The organism is Blastococcus litoris (assembly GCF_003075095.1).
Lineage (GTDB): Bacteria > Actinomycetota > Actinomycetes > Mycobacteriales > Geodermatophilaceae > Blastococcus_B > Blastococcus_B litoris.
The window spans coordinates 846,990-860,093 of record NZ_QCZF01000001.1 but is presented as its reverse complement, the minus strand read 5'-3'; the positions used below and the strand labels follow the sequence as shown (position 1 = coordinate 860,093).

Below are 13,104 nucleotides of genomic sequence, written 5' to 3'. Positions count from 1 at the left end.
GCCGAGGAGCACCCGTGACCGTCCCCATCCCCGCCCTCGAGGGCCGGGGCATGACCATGAGCGATCAGCTCGCCCGCCACGCCCGGAAGACGCCGGACGCGACGGCGCTCCGCTTCGAGGGGACGGGCCGCAGCTACGGCGAGCTCGACGAGCGGGTGACCCGGCTGGCCCGCGCCCTCCAGCAGCGCGGCGTCGGCACCGGCGACCGCATCGCCGTCCTGGCCCTCAACGGCATGGAGACGTGGGAGGCCTACCTCGCCGGCGTGCGGCTGGGCGCGATCGTCGTCCCGGTGAACTTCCGGCTGGTCGCCGACGAGGTCGCCTACGTGCTGTCCGACTCGGGCGCCGTCGCGCTGGTCGTCGACACCGCGCTGGCCGAGGTCGGGGCGAAGGCGTGCGAGCAGGCGCCGGTCGCCACGACGCTGACCATCGGCGGCGACTACGAGGAAGCGCTCGCGGCAGCAGGAACCGAGCCGCTGGGCATCGTCGTCGACGAGGCAGAGCCGGCCTTCGTCATGTACACCTCCGGCACGACCGGCCGGCCCAAGGGCGCCGTGCTGACCCATCGCAACCTGCTCATGCACGTGTTCAGCCAGATGACCCACCTCGGCTGGGACCCCGCCGACCGGGTCGCCGCTCCGGGCGCGCCGCTGTTCCACATCGCCGGCCTCGCCGGTGGGCTGCCGCCGCTGCTGGTCGGCGGGACGAACGTGATCATGAGGTCCGGCGCCTTCTCCCCGGTCAACACCCTCGACATGATCGAGCGCGAGCGGATCTCCAGCATCTTCCTCGTGCCGGCCATGTGGGCCGCCGTGGTCGCCGTCCCGGGCATCGCCGAGCGCGACCTCTCCTGCCTGCGCCGGGTGTCCTGGGGTGCGGCCCCGGCGTCGACGACGCTGCTGCGCACGCTCATCGACACGTTCCCGCAGGCGGAGGTCGTGACGGCGTTCGGGCAGACCGAGTGCAGCCCGGTCACTTGCTTCCTCCGCGGCGAGGACTCCGTGCGCAAGATCGGCTCGGTCGGCACCCCGATGCTCAACGTCGAGGTGCGGGTGGTCGACGAGGCGATGCAGGACGTGCCGCAGGGCGAGGTGGGCGAGATCGTCTACCGCAGCCCGATGGTGATGAAGGAGTACTGGGGCAGACCGGACGAGACCGCGATCGCCTTCGACGGTGGCTGGTTCCACTCCGGCGACCTCGTGCGCCAGGACGAGGACGGCTACTTCTTCGTCGTCGACCGCAAGAAGGACATGATCATCTCGGGTGGGGAGAACATCTACTGCGCCGAGGTGGAGGACGTCCTCGCCGCGCACCCCAAGGTCGGCGAGGTCGCGCTGATCGGCGTCCCGGACGTCAGGTACGGCGAGGCGCCGCTGGCCGTCGTCGCCCCGCGGGACGCGGACGACCCGCCCACGGCGGAGGAGCTGGCGGCGTGGTGCCGGGAGAAGCTGGCGCGCTACAAGAACCCGCGCGAGTACTCGATCGTGGGCGCGCTCCCCCGCAACCCCAGCGGCAAGGTGCTCAAGACCTCGTTGCGCCAGGAGCACTCGGCCGGCTCGCTGGTCGCCGAGCCGGCCGTGTGACTCAGCCGCCGGGCCGGACGAGCCCCGACTCGTAGGCCACCACGACCGCCTGGACGCGGTCCCGGACGCCGAGCTTGGCCAGCACCCGCGCCACGTGGGTCTTCACCGTGCCCTCACCCAGCACCAGGCGGCCGGCGATCTCGGCGTTGGAGAGCCCGCGGGCGACGAGCCGGAGCACCTCCTCCTCCCGCCGGGTGAGCTGCTCGAGGCCGGGCGCCGGTGCCGGGGCCAGGTCGGCGCGCCGGACGTGGTCGTCGAGCAGCCGGCGCAGGAGCGACGGCGCGAGGAGCGCCTCCCCGCCGACGGCGGTGCGGACGGCCGCCACCAGCTGCTCGCGGGGCATCGACTTGAGCAGGAAGCCGGTGGCCCCGGCCCGCAGCGCCTCCACCACGTGCGCGTCGGCGTCGAACGTCGTGAGCATGACGACCGCGGTGGTCAGGTCGGGGTCGGCGCTGATCCTCCGGGCCGCCTGGATGCCGTCGACGCGGGGCATGCGGATGTCGACCAGGGCGACGTCCGGACGCAGCTCCCGGCAGGCCGACACCGCCTCGGCCCCGTCGGCGGCCTCGCCCACGACCTCGATGCCGTCCTCGGCCTCCAGGATCATCCGCAGGCCGGCCCGGACGAGGGCCTCGTCGTCGGCCAGCACGACGCGCACGCTCATGTCCGGACGTGCTGCGGCGCGGGGACCGGCAGGACGGCCGAGGTGCGCCAGCCGGCACCACCGGGGCGCGGGCCGGCGCTGACCCGGCCGTCGAAGAGCGCGACCCGCTCCCGCATCCCGGCGAGCCCGAAGCCCGGTGCGCCGGGGACCGCCGCCGTCCCCGGCCCGTCGTCGTCCACCTCGACGGTCAGGTCCTGCTCCCCGTAGTGCAGCCGCACCACGGTCCGGGCGCCGGGCGCGTGCTTCACCGCGTTGGTCAGCGACTCCTGGACGACGCGGAAGGCCGTCGCCTCGACGGCCGCCGGCAGCGCGCGGACCTCCCCCTCCCGGGTCACCACCGCACCGGCCGCCCCCGCCAGGACGTCGACGTCGGCGAGGCCGCGGGGTCCCCCGTCATCCGGACCGGGTGTCTCGCGCAGCACCCGGAGCAGCCGGTGCAGGTCCTCCAGCGCCGTCCGGCCGGCCGCCAGGACGACGTCCAGCGCGGCCGTCGCCTCGGGTTCCCGGCGTCCGAGCCGGGCCTGCGCGGCATCGGCGTGCAGGAGCATGAGGGTCACGCCGTGGCCGACGACGTCGTGCATCTCGCGGGCGATCCGCCGGCGTTCGGCCGCCAGCGCCGCCTCGCGGGCGAGCTCCTCCTCGCGTGCCCGGGCGCGGGCGGCCGTCGCGTCGCGCTCCGCGGCCAGGGCGCGGTCCAGGCGTTCGCGGGCCAGCCGGGCGAAGACCCAGACGACGACGGGGATGGCGACGTTCGCGATCTCGTCGACGACGCTGACGCCGGGACGGACGACGGGGTAGACCTCGACCGCCGCGACGATCGCCACCAGGCCGAGCACGGCGTCCCGCCGTCGCCGGGCGTACTGGGCCACCGAGTACGTCGCGATCAGCACCGCGACGTACCCCGACAGCACGGGCGCGTCGCCGAGGACCGTCTGGAGGGCGAGCCCGGCGGCGACCGCGCAGGCGGCGGCGAGCGGACGGGTCCGCCGGAGGACGAGGCTGCCGGTCATCGCGGCGAACGCCACGACCTGCAGCGGCAGCTGCGGCGCGATGTCCTCGGCCAGCACGACGAGCTCGACCTGGGCGGCGAGGGACAGGACCGCCGCGAGCAGGCTGTCGCGCACCCACACCGACAGCCCTCGCCACCTGGCCCCGACGCCCGACATGCCGGGGAGCGTAGGACCGGCGGAGGCCGCCGCACCTCCCTCCGGCGGCCGATCACCCGTCTGCCGGACGGCAGACGGCGGGCGGCCGACCTCACCGCGGCATCGGCCTCGCGGGGGACGGGGACGGCGGCCGTCGGCGAGAGCGTGGATGCGTCCGGCGCGGCCGTCGCGCCGACCCGAGGAGGTCCCGTCATGACCACTGCAGCGCTGCCCGACACCCCCGTCCGCACCCGCCCGGCGAGTGCGGTCCTGCCTGCGCTCGCCGGACTCGGCGGGCTGCTCGCCTTCGCCGGGAGCGTCGTCGTCTTCGACGACCCGGTGAGCGGCGCGACGACGGCCGAGGAGGCGGCCGAGGCCCTGACCGGCGCACCGGTCGGGCTCACCGCCCTCCTGGTGGCCGGTTACGCCCTGCTGGGCATCGCCGTCGCCGGCCGGCTGGCCGCCCACCTGGGCCGCGCGGGCGACCAGGCCTCGGTCCGGCTGCTCCCGTTGCTGGGCGCCGGGCACCTGCTCCTGCTGACCGCCGCGTTCACGGCTCCGGCCGCCGCCGTGACGGTGGGCGACCTGGTGCTCGAGGGCGGGGTGTCGCCGACGGGGGCCGAGACCGCGCTGGTCCTGATGAACGTCGCCCACCCCATGTCGGCGTGGGTGGGCGTCGCCTTCCTGGTCGCCGTCGCGATCGCCGGCCGGAGGTCCCGGGCGCTGATGGCCCTCAGCGTCACCTTCGCCCTGGGTCTCGCGCTGCCGCCGGTCGGCTGGGCGGTCACCTACCTGATGCCGCTGTGGTTCGCCGGCGTCGGCATCTGGCTGTGGCGGCGGAGCTGAGCTCAGCCGTTCCAGACGTCGGCGACCTTCGCCGCCACCGACGCCGCCTGGGCGCGCCCGGCCTCCGCCGAGGGCGCCCGGGCGGCCGGGTCGAGCACGTTGCGGCCGATCGCCGTCCGGCTGCCCTTGTCCGGGGAGACGACGGCGACGCGCGACACCATCCCGGTGACCTGCGCGTCGACGCTGGCCATCGGGCCGATGCCCCGCGGGATGGGGGCGAGGACGACCAGCCGGTCGTAGCCCTGGGCCAGGTCGGCGTTCGCCGCGGACCGCATGCCGCCGTCGACGTACCGGCGCCCGTCGATCGTCACCGGCGGGTAGACGCCGGGGACGGCGCAGCTGGCGGCCACCGCGTGCAGGAGGGGAACGCCGGAGGAGCGGTCGAACGGCGTGAACTCGCCGGTCTCCGCGTCGACGGCGGTGATCGTGAGGGGGCGCTCGGGCCACTCCTTGCCCCCGAGCCGGGCCCCGATGACGTCGAGGCGCTCCTGCTCGGACGGCGTCAGGCCGGCCTTCTCCGCGGCCAGGGCGAGGGCACCGATGCGGCGCCGGAACTCCACGTCCCGGCCGCGGCTGCGCAGCAGCGCCCAGCCGAACTGCGCCAGGGTGGCGCGGTTGAGCCGGGCCACCTTCTCGCCCGTCGCCGGCGCCAGCTGGCGGCCGTACATCTCCTCGACGTCCACCCCGCAGGCGACCTGCGCGCCGACGACCGAGCCCGCCGAGGTGCCGACGACCAGGTCGGCCCCGGTGAGGTCGACGCCGGCGTCGGCCAGGCCGGCGAGCAGGCCGATCTCCCAGGCGATGCCGGTGATGCCGCCGCCACCGAGGACGAGGGCGGTCCGCTGGTCGCTCATGGGCGCCATCCTCACAGACCGCGGACGGGACCTCGACAGGGCGTGTGAGCTGAGCCACGCTGTGTGCCGACGATCACGACGAGAGGAAGCGCATGACCGCCACGCAGTCCGGGGAGACCACCGCCGCCAGCTGGCCCCCGGGACTCCCGCGCTCGCTGGACTACCCGGCGGTGCCGGTCGGCTCGATCCTGCGCGCGGCCGTCCGCCGGTGGGGCGACCGCCCGGCGTTCGTCGACCACGACGTCGAGCTGACGTTCACGGAGCTGGGCGCCCGGGCCCACGCGGTCGCCGGCTGGCTGGCCGACCACGGCATCGGCCGGGGCGACGTCGTCGCCGTGCACATCCCGAACTGCCGCCAGTACCCGCCCCTCTACTACGGGATCATGCTGGCCGGGGCCACCTTCTCGCCCACCAACCCGCTGCTGCCGGCGGCCGACCTGGCCGCCCAGCTCACCGACGCCGGCGCGAAGCTGCTGGTCACCTGGGACCAGGTGCTGCCCTTCGTCCGCGGCGCCCTCGCCCAGACGCCGGTGCAGACCGTCGTCGTCACCGGCGAGGCGCACATCACCGACTTCGCGGCCCGCCTCCCGCTCGAGGACGGCGACGTCGACCTGGCCGACCTGCTGGCCGGGGACCCGGCCGACCGGCACCTCGACGCCGACCTCGACCTGGCCGGCGACCTCGCGCACCTGGCCTACACCGGCGGCACGACCGGTGTGAGCAAGGGCGTGGAGCTGCCGCACCGCAACGTCGTCACCAACGTGCTGCAGTCCGCGTGCTGGACGTCGGGCTCGCTGCCCGAGCTGGACGAGGCCGGCGACGTGACCGTCCGCCAGGTCCTCGGCGAGGACGAGTACCCCACGCGGCTCGGCACCGCCCGCATCATCAACCTCACCCCCTGGTTCCACGCCATGGGCGCCATCGGCTACCTCAACGGCATGGTCATGGGCGGCACCACGACCGTGATCCACATGCGCTTCGACCCGGTGAAGTACGTCGAGGACATGGAGCGCTACGACGTCACCGCGATCGGCGGGGCACCTCCGGTCTTCGTCGCCCTGCTCCAGGTGCCCGGCTTCGCCGACCACGACTGGTCGCGCGTGCGCGGGGTGTCCAGCGGCGCCGCTCCCCTGCCGGTCACGCTGATCGAGAAGCTGCAGGCGCTGCTGCCCAACGCGGTCATCGGCGAGGGCTACGGCCTGACCGAGGTGACGATGCAGGCGACCGGGAACCCCTCGTTCCGGTCCGGCGTCCGCAAGGCCGGCACCGTGGGCGTCCCGGTGTTCGACACCGAGATCAGCATCCGGCCGCTGGGCGGGGGCGACCCGCTGCCGGTGGGCGAGCGCGGCGAGGTCTGCATCCGCGGCCCGCAGGTGATGCGCGGCTACGCCCACCGCCCCGACGCCACCGCCGAGTCGATCGATCCCGACGGCTGGTTCCACACCGGCGACGTCGGGATCCTCGACGCGGACGGCTACCTGTCGATCGTCGACCGCACCAAGGACATGCTGCTCTACAACGGCTACAACGTGTTCCCGCGCGAGCTGGAGGAGATCCTCTTCGGGGTCCCGGGCGTGGCCGGCGCCGCCGTCGTCGGCCGTCCCGACGAGCAGGTCGGCGAGCTCCCGGTGGCCTACGTCGTCCGCAAGGGCGACGACGACGGCGCCGCGCTGACCGCGGAGTCGGTGATGGCTGCGGTCAACGACAAGGTCACCCCGTACAAGCGGCTGCGGGACGTCGTGTTCATCGACGCCATCCCGGTGTCGGCCGCGGGCAAGGTGCTCAAGCGCGAGCTGGCCGCCAAGGAACGGGAGAAGGTGGGCGGCTGACCGGCCGCGCCGGAGCGGCGCCGCCCCGTCGGGATCATCTGACCCGAACGGGTGCGGCGCCGCGCACCGCGGAGCGGGGCTCACTACTGTCCGGCGGGTGAAGTTCGAGCCGGTCGGGACGGAGACCGAGCACACCGGTGTGCAGATCGCCCACGAGGAGATCTCACCGGTGCGGCAGGTGCTGCGCCGCGTCCTGATCGCCGCGTTCGTCCTCGTCGTCGTCGTCCTGATCGTGTACGTGGACCGGGACGGCTACGAGGACAGCAAGGGCGGCGAGATCTCCCTGCTCGACGCCACGTACTACGCGACGGTCACCCTCTCCACGACCGGTTACGGCGACATCACGCCGGTGACCCCCGAGGCCCGGCTCATCAACATCCTGCTGATCACGCCTCTGCGGATCATGTTCCTGATCGTCCTGATCGGGACGACGCTCGAAGCCCTCACCGCGCGCTCGCGGGAGGAGTTCCGCATCCGACGCTGGAGGAACCGCGTGCGCCAGCACGTCATCGTGTGCGGCTACGGCACCAAGGGCCGCAGCGCGATCCGCTCGCTCATCGCCAACGGCACGACGCCGGACCGGATCGTCGTCGTCGACCCCGAGCCCCGGGCGATCGAGGAGGCGAACTCCCTCGGGCTGACCGGCATCGTCGGCGACGCCAGCCGCACCGAGGTGCTGCGCCGGGCCTCGGTCGAACGCGCCCGTGCGGTGATCGTCGCGGCCAACCGGGACGACGCGTCGGTGCTCATCACGCTGACCGTGCGGCAGATCAACCCCAGCGTGCCGATCACCACCAGCGTCCGGGAGGAGGAGAACGCCAACCTCCTCCGCCAGTCCGGTGCCGACACCGTCATCACCACCTCCGCCACCTCCGGGCGGCTGCTCGGGCTCTCGACCGACGCCCCCCGGGTGGTCGCCGTCGTCGAGGACCTCGTCACCGGTGGCCAGGGTCTGGACCTGCACCAGCGGACGGTCAACTCGGGCGAGGTCGGTCTCGGCCCGCGCTCGCTGCGGGACATCGTCCTGTCGGTCACCCGGGGCGGCCGGACGCTGCGTTTCGACGACCCGCTGATCGGCACCCTCCAGCCGGAGGACGTCCTCGTCGTGGTCAAGGCCCACGACCCCAATCGACCGATGCGGCCACCGACCCAGCCGTCCTGAGCCCGGGTCAGCCCGCCCGGCGGACCCACGTGCGGGTCTCGACGTCCCGCCCGCGCAGCTCCACCTCGCCGTCGCGCACCCAGTGCTCCCGCTCGCCGGGCTCCGCCGCCTGCACCGTGCTCTCGCTCGCGATCACCCGGCCGGCGTGGTCCTTCGCCAGCTCCGTCAGCCGCGCCGCCTCGTTCACCGGGTCGCCGATGACCGTGTACTCGAGCCGGCTGGCCGCGCCGACCTGCCCGGCCCACACCCGCCCGCACGCGACGCCCACGCCGACGTCGACCTCACCCGCCTCCGCGACGGCGTCGCAGATGCGGCGGGCCGCGCGCAGGGCCGCCCCCGCCGCATCGGGGTGGTCCGTCGGGGCGCCGAAGACGCACAGCGCGGCATCGCCCTCGAACTTGTTGACCAGCCCGCCCTCGCCCTCGACGGTGTCGACCACGACGCCGAAGAACCGGTTCAGCAGGCCGACCATCTCCTCCGGGCCGGTGCGCCGCACCAGCGAGGTGGAGCCGGCGATGTCGACGAACAGCGCGGCCACCGTGCGCTCCTCACCACCCAGGCTCACGCCGGTGCGCAGCGCCTCCTGGGCGACGGTCGTCCCCACGTGCCTGCCGAACAGGTCGCGCAGCCGCTCGCGCTCGGCCAGCCCGGCGGCCATCGAGTTGACGCCCTCCTGGAGCAGCCCGATCTCCCCCGCGTCGTCCACGACGACGCGCACCTCGTAGTCGCCGCCCCCGATCTCCTGCACCGCCCGGCGCAGGTCGCGCAGCGGCTGGCCGACGGCACGGGCGGTCAGCAGCGTCGCGAGCGCCCCCACGAGCAGCGCGACGACGACGAGGAAGACCACCGCACCCGTGCCGGGGCCGTCCGGGTTGCTGGGGTCGAGGAACAGCAGGACGACGCCGAGCATGGGGACGCCGCTGGTGAGGCCCCACATCAGCAGCAGGCGCGGGCGGACGCCCAGGGTGAGGGCGCCGGCCGGCGGGTGGGCGGCCAGCGCGATGGCCGTGACGGTGCGGGCGGCGCGCGCGACGAGCAGGTAGGTGACGCCGGCCGTCGCCATCCCGCCGAGCAGCGTGGCGACGCCCGTCCGCAGCCCGACGAGCGGCTCGGGGAAGGCGGCCGCGGACACCCCGGCCACGAGCACCGCCCCGAGGAGCCAGATCGAGCCGGCGATCAGGGCGGTGTCGACCGGCAGCCGCAGGGCGTGGCCGGCCTCCTCGGTGGTCGGCTCCCGCCGCGCCATCAGCCAGCCGTTGGTGACCCGCTGCCGCCGGAAGCCGGCGACGGTGCCGACGGGGAAGGCGACCACCAGGTAGGCGGCGACCGCCCACAACACCGTCGCGCGGCCGCTGTCGGCGTCGCGGTCCTCGACGCCGATCAGCAGCAGGAGCACCGTGGCCACCCCGACCAGGTTGGCCACGATCACCAGCAGCACGATGGCCGGCACGGCGGCCCTGCCGCTGGGCGCCCAGTTCGCCCAGTCGCCCTCGCGGCGCACGGGGGCGTCCTCGCGGCCGGTGGTCATGCCGGGCGCAACGACGGGTGCGGTCGCCGGGACACGGCCCCGCACCCGATCGTGATCACCCGGTCATGATCGCGGCTCGCCGCACCGCGCGCCGCGCGACGCGGCGGACGTCGCCCGGTCGTGTCCGCCCCGCGGCGCCGACCCCGCTCAGGCGGTGCTGCCGCGCGGCTCCGGCACGGGCACCGGCCGGATGTTCTGGTTCAGGTGGAACAGGTTGCCGGGGTCGTAGCGCCGCTTGAGCTCGGTCAGCCGGCGGTAGTTGGAACCGTAGTTCTCCGGCGCCTTCTGCTCGTCGTCGGCCGAGGCGAAGTTGGTGTAGCCGCCGGCCTCGGAGAGCGGCGCGATCGCGGCGTAGTAGTCGCGGACCCAGGCGATGTTGCGCTCGTTGTCGGCCGGCTCGGGCCACATGCCGGCGATGTTGGCCACGTACCGGGCGTCGCGGTGGCCGAACGCCGTCGCGTCGGAGGGCACGTCCTGCACCGCGCCGGTCATCGGGTACATGTGCATGGCGCAGGTGACGGCCGGCATTCTGGCGCCCTGCTCCATGTGCGCCGCGATCGCCTCACCGGAGAGCTCCGTGACGAAGGCGTTCTTCCAGTAGTGCTGCAGGCCGGGCGGCAGGAGCGGGTCGAAGAGGGCGTTCAGCGCCGGGTAGGGCATGGGCGCGACCATCTCCGCCGCCGGTGGGGCGACCTGGCGGAACCGGTCGAGGAACCGCTGTCCCTCGTCGAGGTCGCCGGTCCAGCTCGAGACGACGACGGCGAACGGCTGCCCGACGCGGGCTTCGGGGACGAACGGCAGCGGCGGGGCCAGGTGCATCGCCGGGTAGCCGCCGTACTCCCGCGGCGCCTCGTCGAGCATGTCGTCGAAGAACCGGAAGACCGCCGCGCCGTCGGAGAGCTCGAAGAACATCAGCCCGACGAGCACGTCGGCGATCGGGTGCACGCGGTACGTGAACTCCGTGACGACGCCGAAGTTGCCCCCGCCTCCGCGCAGCGCCCAGAACAGGTCGGCGTCGTCGTCGGCGCTCGCGACGAGCTGCTCGCCGTCGGCGGTGACCACGCGCGCCGACAGGAGGTTGTCGCAGGAGAGGCCGTGGGCCCTGCTCAGGTAGCCGACGCCGCCCCCGAGGGTGAGGCCGCCGATGCCCGTGCTGGCGATGATCCCGCCGGTGGTGGCGAGGCCGTGTGCCGCGGTGACGTCGTTGAACCTGCCCCACGTGGTGCCGCCCCCGGCAGCCGCGGTGCGCAGTCCGTCGTCCACCTCGACGGACTGCAGCCCGGACAGATCGGCCACGACCGCACCGTCAGCGGTGCCGAAGCCCGGCACGCTGTGCCCCCCGCCACGGACGGCGAGCTCCATCCCCTTGTCGGCCGCGAGACGTACCACCGCGACGACGTCGTCGACGGTGGCGCAGCGGACGATCGCGGCCGGCCGTGCGTCGATCATCCCGTTGTAGACCCGACGGGCCTCCTCGTACCGCTCGTCGCCGGGACGGATCACGGGGCCGGCAACTCGGTCGGCCAGCGCTCCCAGTGCCTGTGTCATGTCTGCTCCTCACATCGGAGCGCCCGCACCCGCGGGTCGAGCACGCGCGCAGATGGCGGCGCCGAACCTAGGACGACGTCCGTCGACCGGACACGGTCCTAGGTCCCCCGTCACCGGAGCGTCACTGCAACCCTCGGGCGTGCCGTCGTTCAGTCGGTGCCGAACTCCATCGCCGCGCGGTCGAGCAGCTCGTCCTCGTCGGAGACCGCACCTCGGGAGGCGATGACGTCGGCGCCGCCCTCGGCCATCGCGCCGATGAGCCCGGTCGCCGCCGCCTGGGCGGCGCCGATCGCGGCCGGGGTGGCCCCGCCGACCATGCCGAGCCCGGCGTACTGCTCGAGCTTGGCCCGCGAGTCGGCGATGTCGAGGTTGCGCATGGTCAGCTGGCCGATGCGGTCGACCGGGCCGAAGGCCGAGTCCTCCGTCCGCTCCATGGAGAGCTTGTCCGGGTGGTAGCTGAACGCCGGCCCGGAGGTGTCGAGGATCGAGTAGTCCTCACCGCGCCGCAGCCGGAGCGTGACCTCGCCGGTGACGGCCATGCCGACCCAGCGCTGCAGCGACTCCCGGAGCATGAGCGCCTGGGGGTCGAGCCACCGGCCCTCGTACATCAGCCGGCCCAGGCGCCGGCCCTCGGCGTGGTAGGTCGCCAGGGTGTCCTCGTTGTGGATGGCGTTGACCAGCCGCTCGTAGGCCGCGTGCAGCAGCGCCATGCCCGGGGCCTCGTAGATGCCCCGGCTCTTGGCCTCGATGATGCGGTTCTCGATCTGGTCGGACATGCCGAGCCCGTGCCGGCCGCCGATCGCGTTCGCCTCGAGCACCAGGTCGACGGCGGAGGCGAACTCCTTGCCGTTGATCGTCACCGGCCGCCCCTGGGCGAAGCCGATCGTCACGTCCTCGGGGGCGATGGCCACCTCGGGGTCCCAGAACCGGACGCCCATGATCGGGTCGACGGTCTCGATGCCGGTGTCGAGGTGCTCGAGGGTCTTGGCCTCGTGGGTGGCGCCCCAGATGTTCGCGTCGGTCGAGTACGCCTTCTCCGTGCTGTCGCGGTAGGGCAGGCCGTGCGCGAGCAGCCACTCGGACATCTCCTTGCGCCCGCCCAGCTCCTCGACGAAGTCGGCGTCCAGCCACGGCTTGTAGATGCGCAGCGAGGGGTTGGCCAGGAGGCCGTACCGGTAGAAGCGCTCGATGTCGTTGCCCTTGAACGTCGAGCCGTCGCCCCAGATCTGGACGTCGTCCTCGAGCATGGCGCGGACCAGCAGCGTGCCGGTCACCGCGCGCCCCAGCGGGGTGGTGTTGAAGTAGCTGCGGCCGCCGGACCGGATGTGGAAGGCGCCGCAGGTCAGCGCGGCCAGCCCCTCCTCGACGAGCGCGGCACGGCAGTCGACGAGCCGGGCGATCTCGGCGCCGTAGGCGCTGGCCCGGCCCGGTACCGAGCCGATGTCGGGCTCGTCGTACTGGCCGATGTCCGCGGTGTACGTGCAGGGCACTGCGCCCTTGTCGCGCATCCAGGCGACCGCTACGGAGGTGTCGAGACCGCCGGAGAAGGCGATGCCGACGCGTTCGCCGACGGGCAGGGACGTGAGAACCTTGGACACGAGAACGATTATGCATGTTCATGCATGACCATGCGTCGCCGGGTGCGCGGCTCCTCCGGCAACGAGCGTCACACCGAGACGCCCGACACATGCGGACCCCGTCGGCGCTGCGCCCTGACCAGCGCCGACACGCCGCCGACGGGCCCACGGTTCCCCGTGGCACGTGACGATGCCGTGACGATCCCGCGGTCGGGGCCGGCGCGGTTTGCACCGGCCGCAGCGGCTGGTGATCCTGGACGGGTCGTTGGAGTGCCCGCTGCGCGCGCTCACGGCCTGACCTGATCCGAGGACGACGCGTCCTCCTGCACACGGAACGGAGGGGCGTCTCCTCGGGGACGCCGGTACCC

General features: G+C 73.9%; 10 protein-coding genes. 4 read left to right on the top strand and 6 right to left on the bottom strand.

All coding sequences use genetic code 11. The features are described 5' to 3' along the window. Positions 1 to 14: 14 nt before the first annotated feature. On the top strand, positions 15 to 1,583 hold the full coding sequence (locus tag DCS98_RS04300) for a long-chain-fatty-acid--CoA ligase (RefSeq protein WP_206340079.1): 1,569 nt from the start codon (positions 15 to 17) through the stop codon (positions 1,581 to 1,583). A gap of 1 nt (position 1,584) precedes the next feature. On the opposite strand, the gene DCS98_RS04295 is transcribed toward DCS98_RS04300, so the two are convergent. After that, positions 1,585 to 2,247: a response regulator gene (locus tag DCS98_RS04295; RefSeq protein WP_116450027.1), complete on the bottom strand. Its 663-nt coding sequence runs from the start codon at positions 2,245 to 2,247 to the stop codon at positions 1,585 to 1,587. Beyond that, positions 2,244 to 3,413: a sensor histidine kinase gene (locus DCS98_RS04290; RefSeq protein ID WP_116450026.1), complete on the bottom strand. Its 1,170-nt coding sequence runs from the start codon at positions 3,411 to 3,413 to the stop codon at positions 2,244 to 2,246. The genes DCS98_RS04295 and DCS98_RS04290 overlap by 4 nt, the downstream gene beginning before the upstream one ends. 192 nt (positions 3,414 to 3,605) lie before the next feature. On the opposite strand from DCS98_RS04290, the gene DCS98_RS04285 reads away from it, so the two are divergent. Further along, positions 3,606 to 4,238 carry a hypothetical protein gene (locus DCS98_RS04285; protein ID WP_116450025.1) on the top strand — a complete coding sequence of 211 codons (633 nt, stop codon included), beginning with the start codon at positions 3,606 to 3,608 and terminating at the stop codon, positions 4,236 to 4,238. A 2-nt stretch (positions 4,239 to 4,240) separates the two neighbouring features. Here the strand turns inward: DCS98_RS04285 and DCS98_RS04280 are convergent, their stop codons facing one another. Continuing rightward, positions 4,241 to 5,092, bottom strand: coding sequence for a patatin-like phospholipase family protein (locus DCS98_RS04280; RefSeq protein ID WP_116450024.1), 852 nt, complete (start codon positions 5,090 to 5,092; stop codon positions 4,241 to 4,243). A gap of 92 nt (positions 5,093 to 5,184) precedes the next feature. Here DCS98_RS04280 and DCS98_RS04275 point away from each other — a divergent pair, with 92 nt between their 5' ends. Both DCS98_RS04275 and DCS98_RS04270 read left to right on the top strand, forming a co-directional pair. After that, positions 5,185 to 6,921: a class I adenylate-forming enzyme family protein gene (locus DCS98_RS04275; RefSeq protein WP_116450023.1), complete on the top strand. Its 1,737-nt coding sequence runs from the start codon at positions 5,185 to 5,187 to the stop codon at positions 6,919 to 6,921. Positions 6,922 to 7,018: 97 nt separating this feature from the next. Next, on the top strand, positions 7,019 to 8,083 hold the full coding sequence (locus tag DCS98_RS04270) for a potassium channel family protein (protein ID WP_116450022.1): 1,065 nt from the start codon (positions 7,019 to 7,021) through the stop codon (positions 8,081 to 8,083). 7 nt (positions 8,084 to 8,090) lie between these two features. Here the strand turns inward: DCS98_RS04270 and DCS98_RS04265 are convergent, their stop codons facing one another. The 3 genes from DCS98_RS04265 to argG all read right to left on the bottom strand — a co-directional run bounded on the left by DCS98_RS04265 (position 8,091) and on the right by argG (position 12,757). Continuing rightward, a complete protein-coding gene (locus DCS98_RS04265) occupies positions 8,091 to 9,611 on the bottom strand; it encodes an adenylate/guanylate cyclase domain-containing protein (protein WP_116450021.1) in 1,521 nt (506 codons plus the stop codon). Positions 9,612 to 9,758: 147 nt separating this feature from the next. After that, entirely contained in the window at positions 9,759 to 11,159 is a 1,401-nt protein-coding gene (locus DCS98_RS04260; protein ID WP_116450020.1) for an FAD-binding oxidoreductase, read from the bottom strand. A 149-nt stretch (positions 11,160 to 11,308) separates the two neighbouring features. Beyond that, entirely contained in the window at positions 11,309 to 12,757 is a 1,449-nt protein-coding gene (argG, locus tag DCS98_RS04255) for an argininosuccinate synthase (protein ID WP_116450019.1), read from the bottom strand. Between the last annotated feature and the right edge of the window lie 347 nt (positions 12,758 to 13,104).